Source organism: Halovalidus salilacus, from assembly GCF_031852275.1.
Taxonomy (GTDB): Archaea; Halobacteriota; Halobacteria; order Halobacteriales; family Natrialbaceae; genus Halovalidus; species Halovalidus salilacus.
In genome coordinates this window covers 3,767,939-3,793,040 of record NZ_CP134700.1, presented here as the reverse complement: position 1 = coordinate 3,793,040, position 25,102 = coordinate 3,767,939, and the positions used below count along the sequence as shown (strand labels likewise).

Annotated in this window: 27 protein-coding genes, 1 tRNA gene and 3 pseudogenes; 13 read left to right on the top strand and 18 right to left on the bottom strand. The window is 67.3% G+C overall.

Annotated features, from left to right (window positions below; all coding sequences use genetic code 11):
- Positions 1-7: 7 nt before the first annotated feature.
- From RJT68_RS21150 to RJT68_RS18700, 4 genes and pseudogenes are all read right to left on the bottom strand, one after another.
- Positions 8-205: pseudogene (locus RJT68_RS21150) on the bottom strand (DUF7860 family protein); the annotation flags it as partial.
- Between the two features lie 138 nt (positions 206-343).
- Positions 344-619 (bottom strand): ribbon-helix-helix domain-containing protein, encoded by a 276-nt coding sequence (locus RJT68_RS18710; protein ID WP_407038036.1) that lies wholly within the window; start codon positions 617-619, stop codon positions 344-346.
- 226 nt (positions 620-845) lie between these two features.
- Complete coding sequence (locus RJT68_RS18705) at positions 846-1,340, bottom strand: type II toxin-antitoxin system VapC family toxin (protein WP_407038035.1); 495 nt, start codon at positions 1,338-1,340, stop codon at positions 846-848.
- Positions 1,337-1,606 carry an AbrB/MazE/SpoVT family DNA-binding domain-containing protein gene (locus RJT68_RS18700; protein WP_407038034.1) on the bottom strand — a complete coding sequence of 90 codons (270 nt, stop codon included), beginning with the start codon at positions 1,604-1,606 and terminating at the stop codon, positions 1,337-1,339. The genes RJT68_RS18705 and RJT68_RS18700 overlap by 4 nt, the downstream gene beginning before the upstream one ends.
- A gap of 399 nt (positions 1,607-2,005) precedes the next feature.
- Here RJT68_RS18700 and RJT68_RS18695 point away from each other — a divergent pair, with 399 nt between their 5' ends.
- Positions 2,006-2,497, top strand: a complete 492-nt coding sequence (locus tag RJT68_RS18695; protein ID WP_407038033.1) for a protein-tyrosine phosphatase family protein — start codon at positions 2,006-2,008, stop codon at positions 2,495-2,497.
- Between the two features lie 268 nt (positions 2,498-2,765).
- Here the strand turns inward: RJT68_RS18695 and RJT68_RS18690 are convergent.
- Positions 2,766-2,840, bottom strand: a tRNA-Arg gene (locus RJT68_RS18690).
- 127 nt (positions 2,841-2,967) lie between these two features.
- Here RJT68_RS18690 and RJT68_RS18685 point away from each other — a divergent pair.
- The 4 genes from RJT68_RS18685 to RJT68_RS18670 all read left to right on the top strand — a co-directional run bounded on the left by RJT68_RS18685 (position 2,968) and on the right by RJT68_RS18670 (position 6,717).
- Entirely contained in the window at positions 2,968-3,738 is a 771-nt protein-coding gene (locus RJT68_RS18685; RefSeq protein ID WP_407038032.1) for a creatininase family protein, read from the top strand.
- A gap of 723 nt (positions 3,739-4,461) precedes the next feature.
- Positions 4,462-5,100 carry an AAA family ATPase gene (locus RJT68_RS18680; RefSeq protein ID WP_407038031.1) on the top strand — a complete coding sequence of 213 codons (639 nt, stop codon included), beginning with the start codon at positions 4,462-4,464 and terminating at the stop codon, positions 5,098-5,100.
- Positions 5,097-5,522 carry an RNA-binding domain-containing protein gene (locus RJT68_RS18675; RefSeq protein WP_407038030.1) on the top strand — a complete coding sequence of 142 codons (426 nt, stop codon included), beginning with the start codon at positions 5,097-5,099 and terminating at the stop codon, positions 5,520-5,522. Before RJT68_RS18680 ends, RJT68_RS18675 begins: the two co-directional genes overlap by 4 nt.
- A 172-nt stretch (positions 5,523-5,694) precedes the next feature.
- Entirely contained in the window at positions 5,695-6,717 is a 1,023-nt protein-coding gene (locus RJT68_RS18670) for a CBS domain-containing protein (protein ID WP_407038029.1), read from the top strand.
- A gap of 193 nt (positions 6,718-6,910) precedes the next feature.
- Here the strand turns inward: RJT68_RS18670 and RJT68_RS18665 are convergent, their stop codons facing one another.
- Entirely contained in the window at positions 6,911-8,302 is a 1,392-nt protein-coding gene (locus RJT68_RS18665) for a signal recognition particle protein Srp54 (protein WP_407038028.1), read from the bottom strand.
- Positions 8,303-8,472: 170 nt separating this feature from the next.
- Between RJT68_RS18665 and RJT68_RS18660 the strand changes: the two genes are divergently transcribed.
- Complete coding sequence (locus RJT68_RS18660) at positions 8,473-8,679, top strand: type II toxin-antitoxin system HicB family antitoxin (protein ID WP_407038027.1); 207 nt, start codon at positions 8,473-8,475, stop codon at positions 8,677-8,679.
- 284 nt (positions 8,680-8,963) lie between these two features.
- On the opposite strand, the pseudogene RJT68_RS18655 reads toward RJT68_RS18660, so the two are convergent.
- Together RJT68_RS18655 and RJT68_RS18650 are read right to left on the bottom strand one after the other, a co-directional pair.
- Positions 8,964-9,353 (bottom strand): annotated as a pseudogene (locus RJT68_RS18655) (type II toxin-antitoxin system VapC family toxin).
- Positions 9,350-9,508: a hypothetical protein gene (locus RJT68_RS18650; protein WP_407038026.1), complete on the bottom strand. Its 159-nt coding sequence runs from the start codon at positions 9,506-9,508 to the stop codon at positions 9,350-9,352. The pseudogene RJT68_RS18655 and the gene RJT68_RS18650 overlap by 4 nt, the downstream one beginning before the upstream one ends.
- A 115-nt stretch (positions 9,509-9,623) precedes the next feature.
- On the opposite strand from RJT68_RS18650, the gene RJT68_RS18645 reads away from it, so the two are divergent.
- Positions 9,624-11,069 carry a dihydrolipoyl dehydrogenase gene (locus tag RJT68_RS18645; RefSeq protein WP_407038025.1) on the top strand — a complete coding sequence of 482 codons (1,446 nt, stop codon included), beginning with the start codon at positions 9,624-9,626 and terminating at the stop codon, positions 11,067-11,069.
- Between the two features lie 270 nt (positions 11,070-11,339).
- The gene (locus tag RJT68_RS18640; RefSeq protein ID WP_407038024.1) at positions 11,340-11,909 is read left to right on the top strand and encodes a DoxX family membrane protein; all 570 of its coding nucleotides are present in this window, start codon (positions 11,340-11,342) and stop codon (positions 11,907-11,909) included.
- A 63-nt stretch (positions 11,910-11,972) separates the two neighbouring features.
- Here the strand turns inward: RJT68_RS18640 and RJT68_RS18635 are convergent, their stop codons facing one another.
- The 3 genes from RJT68_RS18635 to RJT68_RS18625 all read right to left on the bottom strand — a co-directional run bounded on the left by RJT68_RS18635 (position 11,973) and on the right by RJT68_RS18625 (position 13,837).
- The gene (locus RJT68_RS18635; RefSeq protein WP_407038023.1) at positions 11,973-12,332 is read right to left on the bottom strand and encodes a DUF7521 family protein; all 360 of its coding nucleotides are present in this window, start codon (positions 12,330-12,332) and stop codon (positions 11,973-11,975) included.
- On the bottom strand, positions 12,329-12,718 hold the full coding sequence (locus RJT68_RS18630) for a DUF7342 family protein (RefSeq protein WP_407038022.1): 390 nt from the start codon (positions 12,716-12,718) through the stop codon (positions 12,329-12,331). The genes RJT68_RS18635 and RJT68_RS18630 overlap by 4 nt, the downstream gene beginning before the upstream one ends.
- A 324-nt stretch (positions 12,719-13,042) precedes the next feature.
- Positions 13,043-13,837, bottom strand: coding sequence for a sulfurtransferase (locus tag RJT68_RS18625; RefSeq protein ID WP_407038021.1), 795 nt, complete (start codon positions 13,835-13,837; stop codon positions 13,043-13,045).
- Positions 13,838-14,119: 282 nt separating this feature from the next.
- Between RJT68_RS18625 and RJT68_RS18620 the strand changes: the two genes are divergently transcribed.
- Together RJT68_RS18620 and thrC are read left to right on the top strand one after the other, a co-directional pair.
- Entirely contained in the window at positions 14,120-14,986 is an 867-nt protein-coding gene (locus RJT68_RS18620) for a sulfurtransferase (RefSeq protein WP_407038020.1), read from the top strand.
- 510 nt (positions 14,987-15,496) lie between these two features.
- The gene (gene thrC / locus RJT68_RS18615; RefSeq protein ID WP_407038019.1) at positions 15,497-16,732 is read left to right on the top strand and encodes a threonine synthase; all 1,236 of its coding nucleotides are present in this window, start codon (positions 15,497-15,499) and stop codon (positions 16,730-16,732) included.
- Positions 16,733-16,802: 70 nt separating this feature from the next.
- Here the strand turns inward: thrC and RJT68_RS18610 are convergent, their stop codons facing one another.
- Positions 16,803-18,053, bottom strand: a complete 1,251-nt coding sequence (locus RJT68_RS18610; RefSeq protein WP_407038018.1) for a polysaccharide deacetylase family protein — start codon at positions 18,051-18,053, stop codon at positions 16,803-16,805.
- A 190-nt stretch (positions 18,054-18,243) separates the two neighbouring features.
- Here RJT68_RS18610 and RJT68_RS18605 point away from each other — a divergent pair, with 190 nt between their 5' ends.
- The 3 genes and pseudogenes from RJT68_RS18605 (at position 18,244) to RJT68_RS18595 (ending at position 19,919) form a co-directional block, all read left to right on the top strand.
- Positions 18,244-18,873: a rubrerythrin family protein gene (locus RJT68_RS18605; protein ID WP_407038017.1), complete on the top strand. Its 630-nt coding sequence runs from the start codon at positions 18,244-18,246 to the stop codon at positions 18,871-18,873.
- A gap of 93 nt (positions 18,874-18,966) precedes the next feature.
- A pseudogene (locus tag RJT68_RS18600) lies at positions 18,967-19,383 on the top strand (EamA family transporter); the annotation flags it as partial.
- 83 nt (positions 19,384-19,466) lie between these two features.
- Positions 19,467-19,919 carry an EamA family transporter gene (locus tag RJT68_RS18595; RefSeq protein WP_407038016.1) on the top strand — a complete coding sequence of 151 codons (453 nt, stop codon included), beginning with the start codon at positions 19,467-19,469 and terminating at the stop codon, positions 19,917-19,919.
- Positions 19,920-19,981: 62 nt separating this feature from the next.
- Here the strand turns inward: RJT68_RS18595 and RJT68_RS18590 are convergent, their stop codons facing one another.
- The 6 genes from RJT68_RS18590 to RJT68_RS18565 all read right to left on the bottom strand — a co-directional run bounded on the left by RJT68_RS18590 (position 19,982) and on the right by RJT68_RS18565 (position 24,758).
- On the bottom strand, positions 19,982-20,254 hold the full coding sequence (locus RJT68_RS18590; RefSeq protein ID WP_407038015.1) for a DUF7553 family protein: 273 nt from the start codon (positions 20,252-20,254) through the stop codon (positions 19,982-19,984).
- Positions 20,255-20,359: 105 nt separating this feature from the next.
- Positions 20,360-21,214: a hydroxyethylthiazole kinase gene (gene thiM, locus RJT68_RS18585; protein ID WP_407038014.1), complete on the bottom strand. Its 855-nt coding sequence runs from the start codon at positions 21,212-21,214 to the stop codon at positions 20,360-20,362.
- Entirely contained in the window at positions 21,211-21,882 is a 672-nt protein-coding gene (gene thiE, locus RJT68_RS18580; protein ID WP_407038013.1) for a thiamine phosphate synthase, read from the bottom strand. Before thiE ends, thiM begins: the two co-directional genes overlap by 4 nt.
- Before the next feature lie 353 nt (positions 21,883-22,235).
- A complete protein-coding gene (locus tag RJT68_RS18575) occupies positions 22,236-23,963 on the bottom strand; it encodes an NADH-quinone oxidoreductase subunit D (RefSeq protein ID WP_407038012.1) in 1,728 nt (575 codons plus the stop codon).
- Positions 23,964-24,088: 125 nt separating this feature from the next.
- Positions 24,089-24,259, bottom strand: coding sequence for a hypothetical protein (locus RJT68_RS18570; protein WP_407038011.1), 171 nt, complete (start codon positions 24,257-24,259; stop codon positions 24,089-24,091).
- Between the two features lie 4 nt (positions 24,260-24,263).
- Positions 24,264-24,758: a ferritin-like domain-containing protein gene (locus RJT68_RS18565; protein WP_407038010.1), complete on the bottom strand. Its 495-nt coding sequence runs from the start codon at positions 24,756-24,758 to the stop codon at positions 24,264-24,266.
- Positions 24,759-25,102: the final 344 nt, after the last annotated feature.

The window sequence follows — 25,102 nt, the reverse complement described above, 5'->3', positions numbered from 1 at the left end:
CGCGGAGTCACTCGATCAGCGGCAGGACGATCCCGAAGACGAACGTCGACGTGAAGCCGACGACGACGCCCAGCACCAGGAGGGCGAACAACAGCGTGTTCTCCCAGGCGGGCAGCGGTTCGAAGAACGCGTGACCGACGAGCTCGCCGACCGCGCCGACGGCGAAGATGCCCAGGCCGAGTAAGAAACCGTACCTGGTGAGTTTCGGGTACTCGAGTTACCCGTACCGTCCCATGGGTGATCGTGCGATTTCGGATGTTGTAGGTATTTTGAATGCAGCGACTCTCGAGCGGCCTGTGGACTCGAGTGCGGCCCACCTCCCTCGGACGGGTTGTGCGTCCAGTTATCGGCGGTCCGCTTCGTCGATGCGCCCGCGAAGATCCTCGAGCCGGGCGCGCAGTTCGTCGTCGCTCACCGGGTCCTGCTCGGCGCGGGCGAGCAACTGTTCGACGCGGAGCGCCGCGATCGCTGGCTCGTCGTTCAGTTCGAGCAGGTGCCGACGGACCGCCTCCTCGATGAACTCGCTCTCGTTCGCGTAGCGGTCCGTCTCCTCGAGGAACCGCTCGAGTTCGCGGTGGAGTTCCTCGGGGAACTCGACGCTGACGTCGGTGTACGTCATGGTCGCTCGATACGGCGCCCAACGCTCGCCGTGGCGATAACATCTCTCATCAGTGGTCGACGGTTGTGGCCGTCTTCGTTGCGCTCGAGCGGTGGTATGGTGACGCGCTCCGGGTTCGAACGTTGTTCGGACAGTTCCGAGAACACGTTCTGAAAGCGGCAGTGAGAACCGTCGAACTCGCTCGGTCCCATCGCTCAGTAGAGTCCGCATCCGTGTCGCAGACCGATTATCCATCGATTAGTGATAATTTCTCACGTTTCTCAGCCGGGATTGGATTGACGTATTTCACGTCTTCACCCTCACAAAGATCGTCGAAATCACCGTCAGTCGTAAGTAAATAATCGGCGTCGTATGCTCGTGCTAGCGCAACGATAAATGAATCGTACACGTCGTGGTTTTTCTCGGCGCTGATCTCGTACGCCTCGAGCAGCGTCGTCTCGGTGGCACCGACGATTCGTGCAGGGCTACGAACGAGTGATTGAATCGCATTTCGAGCAGCAACGTCGTCTACGCCAAAATTGCTCGTCATCAGATACTGCGCTCGCAACGGATAGTAATCGAACACGAGCAATACGTTTGGTCCATCGATCGCGTTCTGGATCCACGGATACACGTCGTCGTGTGCAGGATGGTTATCGGTGAGCGCGATTGCGAGCACGTTCACGTCGGTGAGAACCGTCACTTCGGTCGGGAGAGGATCAGTCATCGGATAGTCGCTCACTTATCCATCGGCCCGAAGAGCGCTTCTCCGGCATCAGTCGGCGTCGTGTTCTCCCAGCTCTCTCGGTCGGCCGTTGCCGTCTCTAATTTCGAGCTCGGTTTAGGGTTGACTTCGAGGACCGACCCGACGAGGGTTGCAGGAATCTCGTCGTTCGATTCGATTCCGAGTCGCTCCCGAACCTCTTTCGGGAGCGTTACCCGCCCTCTGTCATCCACTCTGAGGGTGAGCTCTTCCCCGTTGTCCGCTTCGAATGAAGTCTTTCCCACTTTGAATCACCTACTTCCCACTACTCTGCTGATATACAAAACGCTTGCGTCACTCGAACTGCTACTCAGTTCGCACGCACTCCGAGCGGCCGCTTCGCGGCACGATCGGCGAAATCTGTCAGCTGGTTCCGCGTCCGAACGACGCCCGGTTCCTCGAGTATCGGCGCCGGTGAATCGAAGCCGGTCTCGACTTCGACCGTGAGATCCGGAACGCCGACGTCAGACACCGTATGGCGATTCACTAGCCGGTCAGGTTCCATTCGCCGACTCGAGCGCCCTGTAACTTCAAGTGTCGATCACCCCTCTGTGGTAGTGTGTCACTCAGAGCGAACGACCCCCGGTTTCGACTCGAGTCCGCATCCGGAACGCTCTCGAGCGACCCACCCGAGTGACGGGCCGATGAACGTCGCGAACTTCGGTGCCATCGACGGCGGCCCGGTGTTCGGCGCCTGTCGCCCCGGCCACCTCGGCGGCGACCTCGAGGCGTGGACCGAGATACTGGGCGCTCGAGGCGTCGAGACGGTCGTCTGCCTCCTCTCAAAGGGCGAAGCCCGACGCTGGCGGCTCCCGGCGGCCTACGAGGGGGTCTTCGAGACCGCCCACGTGCCGATTCGGGATCGGTACCTGCCGAGTGGTGAGCGGCTGTCGGAGGCGGTGGGGATCCTCGAGCGGGCGACGGCCGACGGCGGTCGCGTCGCGATCCACTGCAACGCCGGCCTCGGACGGACCGGCGTGGTGGCCGCCGGCTGGCTGGTTCGTGATCGGGGGTTATCGGCGCGGGAGGCTGTGGATGTTGTTGAGAGTAGGCCGTGGCCTCGAGCGCCTCGGGAGGCGGTGCGGGATGGGAATGCGAGTGAAGGGGAGTTGTACGGGTTGCTCGAGGGAATGTAGCATTGCTTGTATTCGCCAACAATCAATATTGTTCCATAATATTGTGTAATAGGGGGTGCGAGGGGATTCGAACTACGCTCGAGAACCTGCTCGCTGCGCTCGCAGAACCTCGGTCTACTTCGAACCCATCGCGGTGCGTGATTCGCTCCTCACGTCCGTTCGTCGCAAAATCACGGGCGCGATGGGATTCGAACCACGGTCGCAGAGAAGCTGCTCCCTGATTCGAATCCCACGTGCCGGTTCGCTCGTCGCGTCGCGACTCGCTGCACGGGCGCGATGGGATTCGAACCCACGACCGTCGGATTAGAAGTCCGACGCTCTATCCGGACTGAGCTACGCGCCCTCGAGTTCCCATCAACCACCGACCATCTTAAGCGGTGTGGATTCACCCCTTGAAACCCGCAACAGACCCGTTCACAGAAACCGAACCCGGCCACAAGACGGTAAGCCCTCCGACCGTAAGAGGACCCATGCACCTCGCCGAACGAACCTGGCCCGAGTTGGGCGACTACTTCGAGAGCGAATCGCTCGCCCTCGTCCCCCTCGGCTCGACCGAACAGCACGGCCCCCACCTCCCCGAGGGGACGGACCACTACATCGCGCAGGCCCTCGCACGGGAGGCCGCCGACCGAACCGGCTACCTCTGCACCCCCACGATCACGGTCGGCGTGAGCGACCACCACCGCCAGTTCCACGGCACGATGTGGGTCGAACCCGAAATCTTCCGCGACTACGTCGAGAGCCTCTCGAGGAGCCTCTGCTCTCACGGGATCGACCGCATCGTCTACGTCAACGCCCACGGCGGGAACGTGGCCCACCTCCGGGAGGTCGGCCGGCGCCTCCACCGCGACGAGGTCGCCTACGCCCTCGAGTGGATGTGGGACGAGTCAATCCCGACGCTCGTGAACGACCTCTTCGAGCAGAACGGCCCCCACGCCGGCCCGAAGGAGACGGCCATGATCCAGCACATCGCCGGCGAACTCGTCCGGGAAGAGGAACTCGAGGCGGCCCACGAGAACGGCCTCTCGTCGTTCCCCCACGAGGGCGCCTTCCGCTTCGGCGCCCGGGCGTTCTACGACGCGATCGACAACTCCGACAACGGCGCCTTCGGCGACCAGACCGACGCCACCGCCGAGAAGGGCGCCCGACTCTTCGAGGCCGCCACCGAGCAGCTCGTCGAACTCTCGGAGTGGCTCGCAGAGCAGCCCCTCGAGGACCTCCTCCCGAAAGACCACGTGTGAGGCCGGACGCTCGTTCGTCGATTCGATTCTACGGTTCTCGGTCCGACTGCTCCCGCTACCGACAACACGACGAAAGCCCCTGACCGGCTCGAGTCGGCTCGCGCCGTGCGCTCCTCGCTATCGCTGCGGTGCTACCAATCGCGACCCTCCCCGACCCGGTCAGCCCCTTTCATCCCCACCCGAGCCTCACCCTCCCCAACCGACTCGTTCGCTCGCTGCGCTCGCTCACTCGTCCCTCGCGAGTGAGCGAAGCGCCCTCACCGTCGTTCGGACGCTTCGACAGCGCGCCAGTGATCAACGGCCGGGAGCGCGTGTGAGCCACGAACGTGGCGAACCGAGCGACCCGGGGGAGGGCAGGCGCCCTGGCGGAATGAAAGGGCGAAGCGCGCGCGGTTCGGAGTGAACGCAGTGAACGAGAACCGCGTCTGGCGAACGGGGAGCGTAGCGACCCGTGAGCCGCCGTCGAGTTCGCTCAGCCGGCCCTATCCGACCGTAGGAAGGAGATCCGGCTGAGCGGGCTCGAGGGCGGTGAGGGCTTTCGTGGTGTTCTTCTCGGTTGCTCGTTCGAGTCCCCGAACCCAATCCGATCGAACGGACTCGAGGGCGGTGAGGGCTTTCGTCGTGTTGTGATTTGCTGGTCACGGAAGAACGGCAACGAGAACGAACCAGAGACACAGCCCTTATGCTGGCCTCGCCTGTACGGTGTGACGAGTGAGAGTGACGATGCACGTGATCGGAACGGTGGGGCTGCCGGGCAGCGGCAAGAGCGAGGCGGCCGCCGTCGCGCGCGACGAGGGAATTCCCGTGGTGACGATGGGCGACGTCGTCCGTCAGGAGACGGTCGACCGGGGGCTCGACCCGACGAAAGACCACGGCGCGGTCGCGAAGGCCCTCCGCGAGGAGAACGGGCCGGCGGCGATCGCCGAGCGCTCGCTGCCGATGCTCGAGGACCGACTCGAGGACCACGACGCGGTCCTGGTCGACGGCATCCGCTCGGACGCCGCGGTGGACGTCTTCGAGGAGCGCTTCGGCGAGGCGTTCACCCTCATCAGCATCGAAGCCCCGTTCGAGGTCCGCGAAGAGCGGATCGAGGCCCGGGGCCGGGACGTGAGCGAAGCCGAGGGCGGCGAGGGGCTGGCCGCCCGCGACGAGCGCGAACTCGGCTTCGGGATGGGCGAGGCGATGGAGCGCGCGGACGTCGTGATCGAGAACACCGACACGCTCGAGGCGTTCCACGAGCGGATCCGTGAAGTGATTCGCGAGCGCCTCGAGTCCCAGTCGTCCGGATCGGCGTCGACGTCCGACCCCGAATCGGATCCCGGACGCGAACCGGAACCGGAACCGGAACAGGAGTTCCCATGAGCCAGAATCGGAGCCAAATTTACCGCGTCGACGTCGAGATCACGGCGCCGGTCTACGACACGGAGGTCACCGCACGGGTCGCGGACGCGGTGGCCAACGTCTTTCCCAACGCGGAACTCGAGGAGAGCTTCGGCGAGATCCGCGGGGAGACCCACTCGCTCGACCACTTCTCCGAGTTGCTCCACCGCCAGGAGATCCTCGACACGGCCCGGGGCGAGTTCTTCTCGAAACGCGAGGGGAACGCCTTCTCCTTCTCGCTGAAGAAGCAGGCGGCGTTCGAGGACCGGGTCAACTTCTCGGTGGGCGAGCCGGGCGAACTCGGCGAGATCAGCGTCCGCGTCCGGGTCGACGAACCCTCCCTCGAGGAGTACGTCGATCACGTCGCGCCGCCGACGGAGGACGGGCGGCCGATCGAGCCCTGAGTCGGCGGAAGCGCTTCGTCGTCCGTTCCCCGTGATTCTCTTCGAGCCGCTATACCCGAGCCCGCCGTCTCGAGCCATCGCTCCTACCTCGAGTCGACCCGTCGACCGGCCGCTCTCAGCAGGCGGACGGAAGCCCGGGAGTGATAGGGCGCGGAATCGTAGCTCGGCCGCCATGCACGATACGATTCCCGTCTCGGAGATCATGATCGCGGACGTCGTCACCGCGCCGCCGGACGCGACCGTCACCGACGCGGCGCGGCTGATGCGCGACGAGGGCGTCAGTTCCGTGGTGGTCGCCCGCGGGAACACCCCGCTGGGGATCCTCACGGAGGGGGACCTCGCGACGGAGCTCTGCGAGCGGACGGACCTCGGGAGCGTGGCGCTCTCGGAGGTTATGTCCACACCCCTGACCACGATCGAGGAGACGGCGTCGATCGTCGAGGCCGCCCGGCTGCTGCGCTCGAGCGACCTCGAGCACCTGCCGGTGGTCGCCGCCGACGGCGACGAGGCCGACGAACGCGACGAGGCCGACGAACGCGACGAGGGCGTCGAAAGCGGCGCAACCGACGAAAACGACGAGGGCGTCGAAATCGACGAGGAAGACGAACTCGTCGGGATCGTCACGACCATCGAGCTGTCGTACTTCGTCCCGCAGCTCGCCCACCCCGCGACCGCCTCGAGGGCCCAGCCGCCGCGTCGGACGGTCCGCAGCGACACGGCCTACGAGCGCGACGACTGGGCGTTCGAGTACCGCGGCGAGGACGAGACGACGGTCTCGGTGGGCGACGTCGCCCGGTTTACGAAGACCATCTCCCTCGAGGACGTTGAGTCGTTCGCGGAGGTGACCGGCGACACGAACCGGGTCCACCTCGACGCCGAGTACGCCGCCGAGACCCGCTTCGGCGAACGGATCGTTCACGGCGTGCTCGTCAACGGCCTGATCAGCGCTGCACTCGCCCGCCTGCCTGGACTGACGATCTACCTCTCCCAGGAGAGCAGCTTCCGGGCGCCGGTCGCGGTCGGCGACCGGGTCACGGCGATCTGCGAGATCGTCGACGGCCTCGGCGGCTCGAAGTTCCGGATCGAGACGACCGTCCAGGGCGAGGCCGGCGAACCGGTCCTCGAAGGCGAAGCCGCCGTGCTGATCGACGAACTCCCGCCGGAGGCGGTGCTCGAGCGGGAGGTCACCGCCTGATCCGGGTCCGCCGTTCCAGTCGATCCGCGACCCGTTACACCGGCCGACGCACTCGCTCGAGCGGGAGGAAATCGCGAAGAAAACCGGATCCAAGCGGACGGACCGATTCGGCCGGTCGGACCACCTCGTCCGGACGAACCGCTTCGCCCGGACGAATCGCAGAACCGGCCGCGAATCGAATCGGGCGGCCGTCTCAGAACGGGCCGCCGCCCATCCCGCCCATGCCGCCACCGCCGCCCTGCTGTTGCATCTGCTTCATCATGCGCTGCATCTCCTTGTCCGAGCCCATGCCCTGGAACTGCTTGATGGTGCGCTCCATCATCTTGTACTGCTGGAGCAGTTCCCGGACGTCGTCCTCGCTCGTGCCCGAGCCGCGGGCGATGCGCTCGATCTGGCTGGCGCCGATGGCCTTCGGGTACTCCTTTTCCGTCTCGGTCATCGAGTCCATGATGACCTCGAACCTCCGCATGCGATCCTGGGTGACGTCCATCGCGTCGTCGGGAAGCTGATCCTTGATCCCGCCGCCGAAGCCGGGGATCATGTCGAGGACCTGCTCGAGCGGCCCCATGTTGTTGACCGCCTCCATCTGTTTTTGCATGTCGACGAGGGTGAAGTTCCCCGTGAGCATGTCCTCGGGGTCCCAGTCCTCTTCCTCGAAGTCGCTCTGCTCCATCGCGCGCTCGACGCGCTCGGCCAGCTGGGCGAGGTCGCCCATCCCCAGCAGCCTCGAGATGAAGCCGTTGGGCTCGAAGCGCTCGATGTCCTCGACCTCCTCGCCGGTGCCGAGGAACGCGATGGACGAGTCGGTCTGATCCACGGCGGTCAGGGCGCCGCCACCCTTCGCCGTCCCGTCTAACTTCGTGATGACGACGCCGTCGATGCCGATCGACTCGTCGAACTGCTGGGCCTGGTCTTTCGCCCCCTGGCCGATCGCCGCGTCGAGCACCAGCAGCGATGTGTCGGGCTCGACGACCGCCTCGATCTCTTCGATCTCGTCGATCAGGTCGTCCTCTAAGGCGTGGCGACCCGCGGTGTCCACGATGTGGACGTCGGCGTCGCTCGTCTCCTCGAGCCCCTTCCTGGCGATTTCGACCGGGTCCTCCGCGTCGGGGTCGCCGTAGAAGTCGACCTCCGCGCGCCGGGTCATCTCCTTGGCCTGGTCGTAGGCGCCGGGTCGAAAGGTGTCGGTCTGGATCACGGCCGGCCGGAGGCCCTTGGTCGAGAACCACCAGGCCATCTTGGCGGCGGAGGTGGTCTTCCCGGACCCCTGCAGCCCGGCCAGCAGGATGGTCTGTTCCTCGAGGGGCAACTCGGTCGACTCCCCGATGAGGTCGACCAGCTCCTCGTAGACGATGCGGAGGACGAAGTCCCGCGCGGGGGTGCCCGCTGGGGGTTCCTCCTCCAGAGCGCGCGTCTTGATGTTGTCCGACAGCTCCATCACGAGGGAGACGTCGACGTCGGCGGAGAGCAGGGAGCGCTGGATCTCCTTGACGATCTCCTCGACGTCCTCCTCGCTGATCCGGGACTTGCCGCGGAGCTTGTCTAAGGTGCCCCGCAGGGAACTGCCGAGATCGTCGAGTACCATTTGCTCGGTGTACGAGGCCACGGCGTTAAAGGTTTTATCTAGTGACCCTCGCGCGCGCTCGAGGTGCGGCGGCGCGGTCGCCCCCGGCGGCGCGGTCGCCCCCCACCTCGCCAACGGCTCGACGTGCCGGGTCGGCAGCTATTTTACGCGCTCGCGGCCAATCCACTCCCATGCCAGGGGACGAATCCGAGATCGACGACGCGCTCGCCGAGGCCGACGTGACCGTCACCGTCGAGAAGGGCCTCTACATCGCGACCGACGAGGAGACGGGCGTCTCGAGCCAGGGCCCCACCGAGGAGGAGGCGCGGCGAAACCTCGCGCTCGCCCTCGAGACCTACGAGGAGGGGAACGCCGAGGCGGACGATAGCTGGCTCTGATTCGTCTCCCATCGCCGCGATCGGTCTCGATCGGCGTCTGGTTGCGGGGCTCGGGCGCGTTATCGCCGGCTCGAAGCCGGATACGAAGAAATCCCGAAACGAGAAGGGTCGCGATGATCGATCCGGTCGAGGTGATCGGACCGGGACAGCGGCCCATCCACGATTAGTCCAGCGGCGCCGATCTGGTCGAACTCCGTCCGTACGATTCCGCCCCGACAGACTGGATCCTTGAGGCGTTTTCAGCTCGAGCCAAACGCGCGCTCGAGGGAACGGCCCTCGTCACCTTATTTCCAATTTTTGGGGCTGACCGCCCCTGCTTCTTGCAATTCTGAATCGAACGAGACGAGATCGGCGTCGTGCCCCTGTGCACACGCCAGGATCAGGCAATCGAGCGGATACAAGAGCGTCTCGCGCTGCAACCGATTGGCGTCCATCATGTCGGACGCGTCGGGAATGACGATTCGAACGTCGGCGGTGATTTCGTCCTAGATCGCTTCGGCCTGAGAGAGCTCGAGCCGCTCCTTTTTCGTGAGTACGGATCGCAACTCCATGAGATTGAGCGTCGACGTGAGGAATTCGTGGTCACCGTCGAGGAGTGCTACCGCTGTCGTACCGGTATTCGGTTCATCGGTCACCGCGGCGATGAACACGTTGGTATCGAGAAAGAGCCTCATGTCCGTTCGCGCAGCTCGCGAACCTCGACAACCGAATCGACGTCGAGTTCGTCGGCCATTCCCCGAAGCCGTTCGCCGAGAGGGGGCCGATCGCCATCCTCCTCCTCGTCGGACGTTCGAGCAAATTCGCTCACGTCGTCAGCGTATACGCCCATACTCGACGTATGGTTCGCCGTCGCTAAAACAGTTCGCCACGCCACTCCGGTGATGACTGACGGGCTCGACTCGCAGGCTCCCGTTTTACGCGCCCGTTCGTGGACGACTCATCACATGGACGAATACAACGTCGTCGTCGTCGGCGGCGGCTCCGGCAGTCAGGTCGCGACCGCGGCGGCCGAGCGCGGACTCGAGGCGGCCGTCATCGAACGGGGTCCGCTCGGGGGCGCCTGCATCACCCGCGGCTGCGTCCCCTCGAAGGCGCTGATCCACCGGGCCGACGTGCTCGAGGAGGTCCGCCGCGCCGGCCGGTTCGGCATCGAGGCCGAGGTCGGGGAGGTCCAGTATGGCGAGATCACCTCGCGGATCCACGACACGGTCTACGGGAAGGCCGACCGACAGGAGGAAGCCCTTCGGGACGCCGAGAACGTTACCTTCTACCGGGGCGAGGCGCGGTTCGTCGACGAGCGGACGCTCGAGGTCGACGGGGGCGACGGCGACCCTGCTCGAGTGCGGGGCGAGGACGTCGTGATCGCCGTCGGCGGACGGCCGATGGTGCCCCCGATCGACGGCCTCGAGGACGTGGACGTTCTCACGAGCGACGACGCGCTCTACCTGGACGAGCGACCCGACTCGCTCGCGATCGTCGGCGGGGGCTACGTCGGCGCAGAACTGGGCTACTTCTTCGGCGCGCTCGGAACCGACGTCTCGATCGTCGGGCGAAGCGAGACGCTCGTCCCTCGCGAGGACGACGACGTGAGCGAGCGGGTGACCGAGGGGCTCGAACTCTACTGCGACGTTCGCGCCGGTTACGAGGCGGCCGAGGTCGAACAGGGCGACGACGGGGGCGTCGTGGTGACGGCGGAGCCGAGCGATTCGAACGCGTCCGATTCCGAGTCGGTCGAGATCGAGGCCGACCGCCTGCTGCTCGCGACCGGCCGCCGGCCGAACACCGACACGCTCGACCTCGAGACCGCCGGCGTCGAGACCGACGAGAAGGGGTACGTCGAGACGAACGAACACCTCGAGACGACCGCGGAGGGCGTCTGGGCGCTCGGGGACGTCCTGGGCGAGGAGCCGTACAAACACGCAGCGGACTACGAGGCCGAGGTGGTCTGTGCGAACCTCCTGACCGACGCCGAGGAGGCGGTCGACTACGACGCGATGCCCCACGCCATCTTCACCGCGCCGCGCGTGGCGAGCGTCGGGCGGACCGAAGGGGAACTCGAGGAGGCGGGGACCGAGTACGAGGCGACGACGACTCCCTACGAGGCGGCCCCGCTGGGGCTGATCCTCGAGGCCGACGGCTTCGTGAAGGTGCTCGCGGGCCCGGAGGGTGAGATCCTGGGCTGTCACGTCGTCGGCCGGGACGCCCCCACGCTGATTCAAGAGGTCGTCGGGGCGATGCGATACGGGACCGGAACCGTCGAGGAGGTGGCCGAGACGGTGCACGTCCACCCCGCCCTGTCGGAGGTCGTGCTGGCGGCGTTCGACGAGGCGGCGGATCGGCCGTTCTCGACGGCGCCGGACTGGCGGGACGTCGCCGACGGCGGGGACTGACCACCGGCGGCCGGCCGCTCGAGGCCGTCTCTCCTGGGATGGGCCGTCTCCTCGAGTGGGCTATCGCGACCCTCGCTCGGGTGGGACGCCGCGACGACTCGAGGATCGACCACGACCGAACGCTTATATACGAATCCCGGGCCACATGCGGATGTGCTACAATCTCTCGTTGAGGTCTCTCGGCGGATCTTATGCACATTCTACGAATCGGAGAATCTGCAGCGGTTTATATACCCTCTCCCGTCCTCTATAGGAGTAGGTGAAGATCACATGGCAACTGAGAAGATGACTGTCGGTGCGAACGTGTTCGAGAGCAAGCTGGGCGGCCTGACGGTTCGCGGCAAGGCACACGACCTGAGCGCGTGGTTCGTCCTCGCCCTGCGGATGATGATGGGTATCGCGTTCCTCAACGCGGGTCTGAGCAAGCTGCTGGCGGCGGAACCGTTCAGCGCGCAGGGCTTCCTGCTCCAGGGCGTCAACGAGGCGTCGCCGCTGATTGGGATGTTCACGTGGATGGGTTCGACCCCCTGGTTCGTCGAGTTCGTGAACGTGGCCGTACCGTTCGGGCAGGTCGCGATCGGACTGGGCCTCATCGTCGGCGCGATGGTACGCCTCGCGGCGTTCTTCGGCGCGATGATGATGTTCATGTTCTACTTCGCGAACTGGGACGTCTCCCACGGCCTGATCAACGGGGACTTCGCGTACCTGCTCGTCTTCCTCGCCGTCGCCGCCTTCGGCGCCGGCCGGATCCTCGGGCTGGACCAGCTCATCGAGCAGTACGAGGTCGACGGCCAGCCGTTGATCGAGAAGTACCCCAAGCTCGACTACATCCTCGGCTAAATCGGCCGAGCGAATTTCGCGGTTTCTTCGTTTTTCCGTTTTTCGAACCCCTGAGCGCCGACCCTACCAGTCGGCGTACAGCGAGTAGACGATGATCCCGAAGCCGACCACGGTGAGCGAACTCTCGATCAGGAGGACGACGTCCACGTCGAGGCCGAAAGCCTGGTTGGCGAGGCCGGCCAGCAGCGCGCCGAGGGTCACGAACCCGAATCCCAGCGCGAGCGCGCCGATCGGGCGGGCGCCGGTCCGTCGGTAGGCGTTGTACGCGAAGTAGGTGATGACGCCGCCGAGGACGAGCGTGATCGCCTTCAGGGCGACGACCGCCGTGGTGACCTCGACGCTCGTTCCGACGACGGCGGGCGTCGCCTCGAGCGCGAACGCGGGAGCCGGTGCCGACGCGAGCGCGGGTGCGATCGGAGTCACGTCTCGCGTCGAACCTCCGACCAGATCCCTACCAGCTGACGCTCCGGTTCGGCGAGCGGCCGTTCGATCTCGACCCGGAAGTCCCGGTTCTCGTCGAACTCGATGGCGATTCGCTCGAACTGCGAAACGTACCGGTTGCGGTGGTGGCCGCCCGGACGGATCTGGATCGCTTCGCTCACGAGCGAGACGTCGGTCAGCCGATCGAGCTTCTTGTACGCCGTCGAGAGCGGGACCTCCGCTTCCTCCGAAATCTCCTTGACGCTCATCGGCTCCTCGAGGACCGAGACGATCTCGCGGCAGGCGTCGTCGTCGAGCACCTCGATGACGCGTTCGGGATCCGGATCGGGGGCGGCGGTGGCGCGCCCCGAGAGACGATCGAACGACATTCTCGAGAACCGATTCGTAGCCGAGCCTTTTGACTGATGGGGTCGGCGGTCGCGACGCGGGTCGCTCGCGAGGCGGGCAACGAGTGATCTCCCCTTCCCGCGTAGGAAGGCGTATGGACGAACGCACCACGACTAAGGGCGGCGATCCCGCGCGCTCCCGTCCGACGACCGAGGGGAGTTACGACATCCCCGACGACGCCGACGGGCTGCTCGAGTGGGCCACCGTCGACGAACGGATGGCCGACGAACGCTCGTACTGGGTGACGACGATCCGTCCCGACGGGCGGCCCCACGTCAGCCGGAGGAACCGGCTCGAAGCACCCCCTACTCGGCGCCCGTCTCGACTTCGCCGCCCGCGTCGAGCCACTCGGCCAGGCTCCCCTCGTAGAAGGCGACGTCCTCGTATCCGAGCGCGGTGAGCACGACGTAGGTGTGGCTGATCCGCCGGGCGGTGTTGCAGTAGAGTACGATCTCTCGGTCGGGGGTGATCCCGCGCTCTTCGAGCACGTCCCGGAGTTCCGCGTCGGGTTTCAGGCGACGGGTCTCGTCGTCGACGACCTCCCGCCAGTCGAAGCGCACGGCGCCGGGGAGGTGGGCCTCCTCGAACTCGTGGGCCTCGCGGGTGTCGACGAACAGGGCGTCGCGCTCGAGGGCGGCCTCGACGGCCTCGCGGTCGATCAGCGGGCTCTCGTGGTCCTCGAGGGGGGCGGGTTCGTAGCTCGTTCGCTCCACGTCGGGGGTCTCGGAGTCGGTCTCGTACTCGCGGCTCCAGGCGCTGTAGTCGCCGTCGAACAGGCGGACGTCGTCGTGTCCGTAGACGAGCGCGGTGACGACGAAGCGGGCCGCGAAGACGCCGTGGGTGTCGTCGTAGGCGACGATCGTGTCCGCGGGGGAGACGCCGGCCTCCTCGAGCAGGTCGGCGAAGGCCTCGGCGCCGGGGAGGGTGCCCGGTTCGTCGCCGGACTCGTCCCGGAAGCTGTCGAACGGGACGTTCACCGCGCCCGGCAGGTGTCCGATGCCGTCGTACTCCCAGGCGTCCCTGACGTCGACGACGCGTACTTGCGGGTCGGTTCGCCGTTCCGCGAGCCACTCCGGGGAGACGACGACTGATTCGTCCATCACCCGAATCGTCTCGACGGACCCCCGAGTACGCATCGATCCCGGCACGTCTCGGACGGGTTCCGGGATAGTGGCAAATATTTCTGCGTCGCCGACACCCCGCCGGTCAAAAACTCCCGTCGTATGTGCGGACGAGGATATATACACGGCAACTGAGACGTTTCGGGGGATCTCGACCGAGTAGGCGCCGCCTTCCGCGGTAAATTTTTCCGGGAGGACAAACCGCCGACCGAATTGTCCGCTTGGGTTCGTACTATGACCCTCCTCCTCCAAGGGGTGCGTATGGCAGACTCCGACTACGCCAACGACGTACTCGTCAGCGCCGACTGGGTAGAACAGCGACTCGACGACTTCCAGGACGACGACTCCGACCTCCGGCTGGTCGAGGTCGACGTCGACACGGAAGCGTACGACGAGGAGCACGCCCCCGGCGCGATCGGGTTCAACTGGGAGACCCAGCTACAGGACCAGACCACCCGCGACATCCTCTCGAAGGAGGACTTCGAGGACCTGCTCGGCGGCCACGGCATCAGCGAGGACTCGACGGTCGTCCTCTACGGGGACAACTCGAACTGGTTCGCCGCCTACACCTACTGGCAGTTCAAGTACTACGGCCACGACGAGGTCTACCTCCTCGACGGCGGTCGCGAGTACTGGCTCGAGAACGACTACCCGACCACCGACGAGGTGCCGGAGTTCTCCGAGGTCGAGTACGAGGCGTCCGGCCCGCGCGAGAGCATCCGCGCCTACCGCGAGGACGTCGAGAAGGCGATCGACCGCGGCGTCCCGCTGGTCGACGTCCGCTCGCCCGAGGAGTACCGCGGCGAGATCCTCGCCCCGCCGGGACTGCAGGAGACCGCCCAGCGCGGCGGCCACATCCCGGGCGCGAAGAACATCTCGTGGGCGGCCGTCACGAACGACGACGGCACGTTCAAGGCCCGCGAGGAACTCGAGGAGCTCTACGCCGAGGAGGGCATCGACGGCGACGAGACGACCGTCGCCTACTGCCGCATCGGCGAGCGCTCCTCGGTCGCCTGGTTCGCCCTGCACGAACTGCTCGGCTACGACGACACCGTCAACTACGACGGTTCCTGGACCGAGTGGGGCAACCTCGTGAACGCGCCCATCGAGAAGGGCGAGGGCGACTGAACGAAGTGAAGGAGCCCTCGAGGCGGAACGGCGAACGAAGAGAGCCGTGAAGCAGGGCGAGGGCGACTGACGCGAGATTCTCCCGTTGGTCGAATCTCGGTTTGCGCGAACGGCGTAAGCCGAGATTCTCCCGTTGGTCGAATCTCGGTTTGCGCGAACGGCGTAAGCCGTGAGCGAACGGAGTGAAGGAGCCCCCGAAGTGAAGCGGTGAGCCGACGGGCGAACCGCGGAACAGGGCGAGGGCGAGTAAGAACGGAGCGCCGCACCCCGGAACCAGCCCCGGATCCGCGGCTCACCACCGTCACCACCGAGTTTCCGTTTTCGGGCATCCGGACCCGGTTCGGGTCCGCGCGCACCGCCACCGTCGATCACCCTCGAGCCGTCGCTCCGACGCGGCGACCCGGCCTCGACGCGCCGATCAGCCGCCCGGTGCGGCGACTCGCCGTCGGTTCGGGCGGACAGTCCTCCCGAGACGCGAACCTATTTCGGCGCTCGAGAACCAGTCGGTTCATGGACCGAACGCTCGTCTGTTATCGGTGCGAGAGCGAGTACCGCGACGACCGCCGGGTTCGCTGCGACTGCGGCGAACCGCTCTGGTTCGACGTCGACTCGAGCGCTCTCGAGGACCTGGCCGGTCGCGGCGAACGTCCGACCGGTCGCGACGGTCGGGGACCGTGGCGATACGCCGACGCCCTTCCGGCCGCCGACCCCGGCGGGATCGCCGCGGCCGCCGGAAACACGCCGCTGATCCGGAGCCCGCGACTCGATCGGGTCGCCGGGTGCCGGGTGTACGTCGCGGACGAGGGTGAGAACCCGACCGGGTCGTACAAGGACCGGGGGAGCGCGGTCGCGGTCGCGCTGGCGCTCGAGCGGGGCGCCGACGTCGTGGGGACGGTCTCCTACGGGAACATGGCGATGAGCACCGCCGCCCACGCCGCGAGCCTCGACCTCGAGTGCGTCGTGCTCGTCCCCGAGACCGTCTCGCCCGGCCGACTGGAACTGATCGCCCAGTACGATCCGACGATCCTGCGGGTCGAGGGCGACTACGGGGGCCTGTACCGCGAGGCCCTGGAGCTGACCCGGTCGCTGCCGATCTCGTTCCTGCTCAGCGACGATCCGGCCCGGGTCGCCGGCTACGAGACCGCGCTCTTCGAGATCCACGAGGCGCTCGCCCCCGAGACGCCGGACGCGATCGTGGTGCCGGCGAGCTCCGGCGGACTCGCGAGCGGAATCTGGCGCGGGCTCCGCGACCTCGAGCGCGCCGGTGCGTTCGCGGAGCCGCCCCGGCTGTACGTCGTCCAGACGGCGGCATCGGATCCGATCACCCGCGCGTTCGCGGCGGGCCGGGACGATGTTTCGCCGCTTCCGGCCGACGAGGTCGGTGAGACGATCGCCCGCTCGATCGGCAATCCGAACCCGCCGAGCGGGACGCGAGCCCTGACGGCGGTTCGGCGGACCGGCGGCGCCGCGATTTCGGTGACCGACGAGGAGATCGAACGCGCGCAGCGGCGGTTCGCCGAACTGGGCGGGTTCTGCGTCGAACCGGCGTCGGCGACGACGCTCGCGGGGGTCGAACGGCTGACCGAACGGGGGGAGATCGACGAGGACGAGACGGCCGTGCTCGTCCCGACGGGAACCGGCTTCAAGGAGCTCGGAACAGGGGCGGAAACCGAAGCCGATCGCGCGGAGACCGTCGCTCGCCCGGACCTCTCGTCGCGGCTCGAGTCCCTCGCCTCGCGTCGGTGAGCGTGCCAGGACCGAGGCGGTGGACGTACCGGGGTCGAGGCGGTGAGCGCGTTGGCGCCGAGGCGGTCGATCAGTCCGTATCGACGACCTCGAGGTCGTCGGGCAGGGCGACACGGACGTCGCCTTCCTCCTCGAGTTCGGCGATGTACTCGACCGTGTCCTCGAAGTCCGATCGGCGATCGGCGTCGAGTTCGCGGTAGGTGATCGTCGCGATGCCGCGGTAGGCGACCGCGCGGTCGAGGATCCGCTCGGCTTCGCCCGGATCGGGGTTCACCGCGCGGGGGATCAGGTGCGGGTTGTACGGGTTCCCGTGGGCCGTGAAGCCGCCGGTGAACGCGCGGTCGTGGTACTCCGCGGCCAGCTCGAGGGCGCTCTCGTCGTAACCGTTGAGCGGGTAGGCGAAGGGGACGTCGTCGCCGAAGCCGTTCTCGTCGAGCCAGTCGAGGGCGTCGCTGATCTCGGCTTCCTGCTCCGACTCGTCGAGGTCGGTGAGGTTCGCACCCCGGGTTCCCTGGCTGCCGATCGTCCACCCGGCGTCCGCGAGCTCCTCGAGCTGATCGACGCTCATGGCGTCCTCGCCGCCGACGTACTCGGTGTTGACGAACGCGGTCGCGGGGTAGTCGTGCTCCTCGAGGATCGGGAGGGCCTCGGTGGCGGTCGTCTCGAACCCGTCGTCGAACTGGAGGAGGACCGTGGCCGTCTCGGGTCGGGAGACGAACCGGAGGTCGTCGACCCACAGCTTCACCGACCGGTCGTCGCCGGCCCAGGCGGAGATCTTCACGTACCCGATATCGCTCATGTCGGGGACGCCCTCGAGGCCGTCGACGCCGAAGTTTCGGGCCACGAGGGGGCCGTCGGCTTCGAGCGCGCTCCGGAGGAGGAGGCGGTCGCCGCTGGTGTCGGTCAGCTGGATCAGCGCGTTGACGTCGCGGTCCGCGGCGGCCGCGAGCGCCGGAAGTGCATCGGACATGTCCCGCGGGGAGTCGAACTTCCGCTTGATCATCACGCGCGACCCCGATCCCGTCTCGAGCAGCGCGGACTGGGAGCCGACGACGGATCGCTCCTCGTCGGCCGAGAGCTCGCCTTCCATGGCCTCCCACCGGTCGAGGTCCTCGAAGTCGTCGATCGTGCCCGTTTCCCCGTCGCCCCGGTCGGTTCCGTTTTCGCTGCCGTTACCGTCGTCGTCACCGTTACCGTCGTCGTCACCGTTGCCGTTGCCGGTTCCGTTTTCGTCTCCGGTTTCGTCGTCTTCCGAGCCGGTCAGCCCCGCGCACCCGCTGAGGCTCAGCGCGGCGACCGCGAGATAGGCGCGTCGTTTCATTGCGTCCGAAGACTGTCCGCAATCGGTGATCGTAATGAACCGACTACCGTCAGTTAAGTCTGACATTCTTCGGGCGTGATCGCTCTCGATCCACCGGCCGAGACCGATCGGAAACGCCGCCCGCTGGAGCGAGCGGTCCCCTCGAGGGCCGATCAACACACCTAACTCCCCGTCCGACGAACGACCGGCCATGACCGATTCCGAGACGTTCCTCGAGTCCGTGGAGGAGGCGAACCGGACGCCGCTCTCGCGGCTCGGCTCCTCGAAGTCGCTGTACGCCGCCACCGAGGGCGACATCGACACCGAACCCGTCCTCTCGGCCACGGCGGACGCCGAACACGCCGCGTGGAAGACGTTCGCCGCGTGGGCCGACGACGAGGCCGACGAGGAGGTCCGCGACGCCTTCGAGCGGACGGCCGAGGAGGAGCGAGAGCACTACGAGACCGTCGCCGACCGCCTCGACGACCACGAACCGGGCGAAGTGCCGGCGCTGCACGAGCACCTGCGCGGCCTCGAGGACACCGTCGAGCGCCTCGGCGCCCTCGTCGGTCGGATTCTCGCGAGCCGGCGCTCGAAGGAGCAGGTGATCGGCTACTTCGTCGGCGACGCCGACCCGCAGACCGCACAGCTCTTTCGCGACCTGAAGGGCGACCTCGAGGGCCAACTCGAGCGGGCGACCGACCTGCTCGAGGCCCGTTGCGAGGACGACGAAGACTGGGAGCGCGCCGAGGCGGCCGCGTCGGGGGCGATCGACGCCGCCTACGGCGAGTACGTCGAGACGCTCGAGGGGATGGGCGCGAACCCGAAGCCGGTCTGCTGAGCGACGAACGCTGGGACTTTTTTCACAGTCGACAACGCGCGCGAATTTCCGCTCGACGAACGCTTATACCGCGTCCGACGCGACCACACGGCAATGGAGTACCTCGTCTGGGTGCTGGTCGCCCTCGTCACCTACTCGATCGTGGCGCCGGTCACCAGCATCGCCATGCGCGAGGTGCCGGCCGCGCCGGGGCTGTTCATCTCGACGGCGGTCTTCCTCGCCATCGCGTCGGTCGTGCTGGTCGCGACCGGGAACGCCGACCCCGCCTACGCCGTCGGCTCCGAAGCGGGGTACGTCTACGTCGCCGGCGTCTTTCTCACGGTCGGCATCCTCGCGTACACCTCCGCCCTCGAGGCCGGCCCGGTGAGCGTCGTCGTGCCGATCTACGGGATGTTCATCGTGGGGAGCTCCGTCATCGGCGTCGTCTTCCTCGACGAGACCCTCTCGCTCACGCGGGTGGCGGGGATCGGCTGTGCGCTCGTCGCGATCTCCCTCAGCGCCGGTACGGAGGCCGACGCCAACCAGAACGCGAACGCGGAGTCGAGCGAACGCGCGAGCGCCTCGAACGGGAACGGCGCCGGAGGTGAGAACTGATGGCTCGAGTCGGCGACTCCGGGCGAGCGACCGGCCGTCGGCGGTACCTCTCCCTGTCGCTGCTCGCCTGCGCCGCCTACAGCCTCGTCGCGCCGCTGATCAAGCTGGCGATGGAGGCGATCCCCTCGACGGCGGCGGTGTTCATGTCGAACTTCGTCATGCTCGCGCTGATCGGCGCGCTGCTGGCCGTCCGCGGGACGTCGCCGCTGCCGTACCTCTCCCACCCGAAGACGCCCCACCTCGTCGCGTGGGGCGCGCTGCTGGCCGTCGGCCTGCTGGCGTACTACCGGGCGCTGGCCCTGGGCCCCGTCAGCGTCGTCGTCCCGATCTACGGGCTGTTCATCGCCCTCAGTTCGGTGTTCGGGATCGTCTTCCTCGACGAGGCCGCGACGAGGCGAAAGCTGTTGGGGATCGGATTCGCGGTGCTGGCGGTCGTGTTGATGTCGATCTGACGGACGCCGCGCCCGCTCGCCGTCGCGATCGCCGGTCGAAAATCGGGTCGAATCGCCGCCGTTCAGACGCCCTCGAGCGTCTCCCGGTAGGCGTGGATCGACTCGAGGGCGTCGTCGGCGCGGTCGGCCACGTCGCCGCCCTCGTCCTCGGCGATCGAGCCGATGATGTGCTCGTGGCGGGCGAGCCGGCCGTGGTCGACGCCGCTGTCGTCCTCGGCGAACCCCGCGAGCGTCTCGGACTGGTTCTCGAGTCGTTCCCGGTTCTCCTCGTCGTCGGCCGCCTCGGCCGCTTCACGGAGTGACTGTGCTGCGTCCTCGAGCGCTTCCTGGCTCATACGTGACGGTTCGCGGGACGGTCACAAAACGGTTGTCTAACGGGTCGGCGGGGCCGGTCGACGGATCGGCCGTCGTCGGACGGCCGTCACCGGTCGATCGTCGAGTTACGAGACCCGCTCGACTCGCTCCGCGAGGTCGACCTCGAGGTCCGCGGCGACGTCGGCCGTGAATCCGGCGACCGAATCGAGGAAGTTCACGCGGTAGCTCGCGGGCCCCTCGTGGTCTCGCTCGGCCGCGCGCTCGCCCGCGAGGTCGAACGCGAGGGTGCCGTAGAGGGCCCCCTCGAGCGGGTCCCGGTCCGTGCCGGCGAACGCACCGCAGAAGGCGGCGAGCGTGGCTCCGAGCAGGCAACCGGTGCCGACGACCTGCCCCATCCGCTCGTGACCGGCGGCGATCGTGTAGGCGGTCTCGGCGTCGGCGACGACGTCCTCGACGCCCGAGGCGACGACGACCGCGCCGGTGGAGTCGGCGACCGCTCGCGCGGTCTCCTCGATCTCCTCGTACTCGCCGACGGACTCGACGCCCTTGACCTCGGCTTCGACGCCCGCGAGCGCGCTGATCTCGCCGTAGTTGCCCTTGACGGCGGCGAAGTCGATCTCCGAGAGGAGGCGCTGGGCGGCCTCCTCTCGAGCGGCCGTGGCCCCGACCCCGACGGGATCGAGGACGACCGGGATCCCGCGCTCGTTCGCCGTTCGTCCGGCTTCCGCCATCGCGTCGATCTTCGGCTCGGGGACCTGCCCGACGTTGAGGAGGATCGCGCCCGCCAGCTCCGCCATCTGGCCCGCGTCGCCGGGGCTGTCGGCCATCACCGGCAGCGCGCCCCAGTAGAGGGTGACGTTCGCGACGTCGTTCATCGTCACTTCGTTCGTCAGGTGCTGCACCAGCGGTTCGCCCTCGCGGAGGGTCCCTACAGCGTCGGCCAGTTCGTCGGCGCTCACGGGGTCGATCTGCTCGCTCATGGTGACTCGCCCGCTCCTTCGCTCCGGGCGGCCTTCCCCCTTGCGACGGCCTCGCCGAGCGCCTCGGTGGCCGCCCGCGGATCGTCGGCGGCGGTGATTTCGCTGACGACGGCGACGCCCGTGGCGCCCGCCTCGACGACCGGGGCCGCGTACTCCGCCGTGATCCCGCCGATGCCGACGATCGGGATCGAGACCACCCCGGCGACGGCGGCGATTCGCTCGAGGCCGACGCCGTCCCTCTCTGCCTCGACGTCCTTCGAGGTGGTGCCGTACACCGCGCCGACGCCGAGGTAGTCCGCGCCCTCGGCCGCCGCGCGCTCCGCCTCCTCGAGGGTCGAGGCCGAGCAGCCGACGATCGCGTCCGGGCCGAGGAGGTCTCGAGCCGCCGACACCGGCAGGTCAGACTGGCCGACGTGGACGCCGTCGGCGTCGACGGCGCGGGCGATATCTGCTCGGTCGTTGACGATCAGGTCGACGCCCGCGTCGGCGGTCAGTTCGCGCAGCTCGAGGCCGAGTTCGTACCGCGAGCGGGCGTCGGTCCCCTTCTCGCGGAGCTGGACGGCGTCGACCCCGCCGGCGATCGCCGCCTCGACGATCTCGGTCGTTTCCCGGTCCCGGGAGAGCGACGCTTGCGTCACCAGGTAGGTCTCCCACGCTGACGGATCCATGGCGGAGAACGTGCGGGTGTGTCACTAAGTCCCTTCGGTCGACCGAAGGGGCCGTCACCCGCCGGCAGACGATTCTTCCGTGCGTTCGCCGACCCCTCGCCCGTGGGCGAGCGCGAACCCGGCGGTGGCGACGAGGGTGAATCGAGCGCGCGCGGCGCCGAGGGCCACCCCCCTCGAGGCGGCTCGGGAGGAATTGCGGCGGGCGAGCGACGCGGACTTCGACGAGTTCTGCCGATGGATCGACCGGCATCGATAGCGTCCCCTTTCCAGAATCGAAGTCGCTTCGACCGCGTATGGCGGTACACGCGTCACCATCGCGTGATCTGGAGTGACCGTCCGTCGTGCCCCGTCCATCACCGGTCGACGCTCCCCAGCACGATGTCGAGACTGCCGAGGGTGGCGACGAGGTCGGCGACGTACTCCCCGCGGGCCATCTCGGGCAGCGCGGAGAGGTTGTGGTAACACGGGCTGCGTATCTTGAACCTGGCCGGCGAGTTCGAGCCGTCGGAGCGGACGTAGATGCCGAGTTCGCCCGTGCTGATCTCGACCGCGCGGTAGGTCTCGCGGTCCGCGTCCGGCTTCAGGGTGCGCGGGACGTTGCTCTGGAGGTCCCGCTCGTCCTCGGGCCAGTCTTCGAGCAGGTCGAGACACTGCTCGATGATCTTGGCGGACTCCTCGACCTCCCGCAGGCGCACGAGCACGCGCGAGTAGTTGTCGCAGCCGTCCTCGGTGACGACGTCCCACTCGAGTTCGGGGTAGTAGCCGTAGGGGTCGTCGCGCCGGACGTCGTAGTCGACGCCCGACCCGCGGGCGACGGGGCCGGTGCAGCCGTAGTCCTTCGCGACCTCCGGTTCCAGGATGCCCGTGTCGACGCAGCGGATCTGGAAGATCTCGTTCGTCGTGAGCAGGTCGTGGTACTCCTCCATCTTCGCCGGGAGTTCGTCGATGAAGTCTCGACACTTCGCGATGAACTCCTCGCGCGGTTCGGGCAGGTCCCAGGCGATTCCGCCGAGTCGGAAGAAGTAGAACATCATCCGCTGACCCGTCAGATCCTCCAGGATGTCCTGGACGACTTCCCGGTCGCGCATGCCGTACTGGAAGGTCGCGGTGAAGTCGCCGTAGACGTCGAGGGCGAACGTGGCGACGGCGAGGAAGTGGCCGAGCATCCGGCCGAACTCGACCGACATCGTCCGCAGGACCTGCGCGTACTCCGGCACCTCGATGTCCGCCAGGTCCTCGATCGCGCGGGCGACCGACCACTCGTTCGGGAGGTTCGACGTGTAGTGCCAGCGGTCGGAGTACGGGATGATCTGATAGCGGTAGGTGCCCGACTGGCACATCTGCTCCTCGCAGCGGTGGAGGTAGCCGATGTCCGGATCGACGTCGAGCACCGTCTCGCCGTCGAGCACCGTCTCGAGGTGGAGCACGCCGTGGGTCGCCGGGTGGTGCGGCCCGACGTTCAGGAACATCGTGTCCGACTCCGGCCCCTCGCCCTCGACGTGACGGTCGGGCGCGAGCGGGTTAGCGTGCTCGCCGTACCGGACGATCTGCTGCTGATCCCTGTCGTAGCCGAGGCTCAGCGGGTGGCCCTGCCACCCCTCGGGCAGCAGGATCCGCCGGAGGTCGGGGTGGCCCTCGTACTCGATCCCCACGAGGTCGTAGGCCTCGCGCTCGTGCCAGTCGGCCGTCCGGAAGACCGGTTCCGCCGACTGAGAGACGGGATCGTCGGTGGGCAACTGGACGACCAGCGTCACCTCGTGCGTGCGCCGGTCGTACTTCGTCAGGTGGAGGATCGACTCGTACCGGTCCTCGTACTCCTGTGCGCTGAGACAGGAGAGGTGGTCGAATCCCGCTTCGTCGCGCAGCAGCCGCAGCACCTCCTGAACCTCGTCGGCCCGGATCACGAACGCCGGCGCGTTCAGGTGGTCTTCCCGACCCAGCGCGTACGCCGACAGGAGCTCCGCGAGGGCGGCCTCGTCGACGGTCTCCGACTCGTCCCGGCGGTGGTCGAACTCGGGCTCGAGGTGGGGCCGTTCGTGCGCTCGTTCCTGTTCGTCCGCTCGTTCTGATGTCTCGCTCATCGAATCACGTGGCCGGTGGTCTGTACGCCCTTCCCTCGCCCGCGTTCGTCGGTGCGAGGGTCGGCGTCGGGCGGGTCCGGGATCGCCGTCCGAGTCGGAACCGGTGCCGCGTCATCGCCCGTCGATCACGCCGAATCGGCGTCCGTCGAGTCGCTCTCGTCGTCCTCGTCGCCGTCTCCCTCGCCCCCGGCGCCGACGAGTTCGTCGTTCTGGGTGCCGCCGTACTGGGTCTCCTCGTCCTTTCGCTCCCGGTCGCCCTCGTCGAGTTCTTTCGGATCGTCGGACGCGTCCGTCACGGTCTCACTGGGCCGGGATCGCGTCCATGTCGAACTGCTCGGTCAGTTCCTTCAGCTCCTCGAGGGCGTCCTGTTCCTCCCGGAGGTTCTCCTCGAGTAAGTCGGCCGCCTCGTCGAGACCGAGCCGGTCGGCCAGCGGGATCAGGTTCCCGTAGGCGGCGATCTCGTAGTGCTCGGTCTTCTCCGCGGCGGTCATGTTGTGGTAGTCGAGGATGTCCTGGTCGGGATCCATCTCGGTGAACTCCTCGTACTCCTCGACGAGTCCCTTGACGCCCTCACACTCCTCTTTCTCCGGCGGCTCGCCGAACTCGTCGAACACCTGTTCGAGGCGGTCGATCTGGTCCTTCGTCTCCTCGCGGTGCTCCGAGAACGTCTGCGCGATCTCCTCGCGCTCGGTGTTCGACTCGAGCTCCTCGAGGGCGTCGAGCAGCTGGTGCTCGGCGTGGTAGATGTCCTCGAGGTGGTGCTCGAACATGTCGTGGATGGTGTCGATGGTCATGAATGGATCTCCGTACGGTGGTGACTCGAGCCACGTCCTAACGTCGAGGGCCTGCGACGGCAGGCTCAGTCGCTCGGTCCCCGTCAGTAATACCGGCACGAGGTCGTTGTCGTTCGTGACGCCGTTTCCACCGATTTTCAGTCTCACCGGCGATGTAGAACACTGTGAAAGCCCCCGGCCCCTTTCATTCCCACCCCCAGCCTCACCCTCCCCAACCGCTTGCGGTGCTCGGCTCACTCCGCTCGCCTGCGCTCCTCACCCCTCGCGCGACGTCGGCAGAGCCACCTCGTCGTACTCGGCGGCTCTGCCAGCACGCGCCAGAGAACCACAGGGTGGCGTACCGC

Coding starts and splice junctions, on each gene's coding strand:
- RJT68_RS18710 (WP_407038036.1), bottom strand. CDS start 619: ATGACGTACACCGACGTCAGCGTCGAGTTCCCCGAGGAACTCCACCGC.
- RJT68_RS18695 (WP_407038033.1), top strand. CDS start 2,006: ATGAACGTCGCGAACTTCGGTGCCATCGACGGCGGCCCGGTGTTCGGC.
- RJT68_RS18685 (WP_407038032.1), top strand. CDS start 2,968: ATGCACCTCGCCGAACGAACCTGGCCCGAGTTGGGCGACTACTTCGAG.
- RJT68_RS18680 (WP_407038031.1), top strand. CDS start 4,462: ATGCACGTGATCGGAACGGTGGGGCTGCCGGGCAGCGGCAAGAGCGAG.
- RJT68_RS18675 (WP_407038030.1), top strand. CDS start 5,097: ATGAGCCAGAATCGGAGCCAAATTTACCGCGTCGACGTCGAGATCACG.
- RJT68_RS18670 (WP_407038029.1), top strand. CDS start 5,695: ATGCACGATACGATTCCCGTCTCGGAGATCATGATCGCGGACGTCGTC.
- RJT68_RS18665 (WP_407038028.1), bottom strand. CDS start 8,302: ATGGTACTCGACGATCTCGGCAGTTCCCTGCGGGGCACCTTAGACAAG.
- RJT68_RS18660 (WP_407038027.1), top strand. CDS start 8,473: ATGCCAGGGGACGAATCCGAGATCGACGACGCGCTCGCCGAGGCCGAC.
- RJT68_RS18650 (WP_407038026.1), bottom strand. CDS start 9,508: ATGGGCGTATACGCTGACGACGTGAGCGAATTTGCTCGAACGTCCGAC.
- RJT68_RS18645 (WP_407038025.1), top strand. CDS start 9,624: ATGGACGAATACAACGTCGTCGTCGTCGGCGGCGGCTCCGGCAGTCAG.
- RJT68_RS18640 (WP_407038024.1), top strand. CDS start 11,340: ATGGCAACTGAGAAGATGACTGTCGGTGCGAACGTGTTCGAGAGCAAG.
- RJT68_RS18630 (WP_407038022.1), bottom strand. CDS start 12,718: ATGTCGTTCGATCGTCTCTCGGGGCGCGCCACCGCCGCCCCCGATCCG.
- RJT68_RS18625 (WP_407038021.1), bottom strand. CDS start 13,837: ATGGACGAATCAGTCGTCGTCTCCCCGGAGTGGCTCGCGGAACGGCGA.
- RJT68_RS18620 (WP_407038020.1), top strand. CDS start 14,120: ATGGCAGACTCCGACTACGCCAACGACGTACTCGTCAGCGCCGACTGG.
- thrC (WP_407038019.1), top strand. CDS start 15,497: ATGGACCGAACGCTCGTCTGTTATCGGTGCGAGAGCGAGTACCGCGAC.
- RJT68_RS18610 (WP_407038018.1), bottom strand. CDS start 18,053: ATGAAACGACGCGCCTATCTCGCGGTCGCCGCGCTGAGCCTCAGCGGG.
- RJT68_RS18605 (WP_407038017.1), top strand. CDS start 18,244: ATGACCGATTCCGAGACGTTCCTCGAGTCCGTGGAGGAGGCGAACCGG.
- RJT68_RS18595 (WP_407038016.1), top strand. CDS start 19,467: ATGGCTCGAGTCGGCGACTCCGGGCGAGCGACCGGCCGTCGGCGGTAC.
- RJT68_RS18590 (WP_407038015.1), bottom strand. CDS start 20,254: ATGAGCCAGGAAGCGCTCGAGGACGCAGCACAGTCACTCCGTGAAGCG.
- thiM (WP_407038014.1), bottom strand. CDS start 21,214: ATGAGCGAGCAGATCGACCCCGTGAGCGCCGACGAACTGGCCGACGCT.
- thiE (WP_407038013.1), bottom strand. CDS start 21,882: ATGGATCCGTCAGCGTGGGAGACCTACCTGGTGACGCAAGCGTCGCTC.
- RJT68_RS18575 (WP_407038012.1), bottom strand. CDS start 23,963: ATGAGCGAGACATCAGAACGAGCGGACGAACAGGAACGAGCGCACGAA.
- RJT68_RS18565 (WP_407038010.1), bottom strand. CDS start 24,758: ATGACCATCGACACCATCCACGACATGTTCGAGCACCACCTCGAGGAC.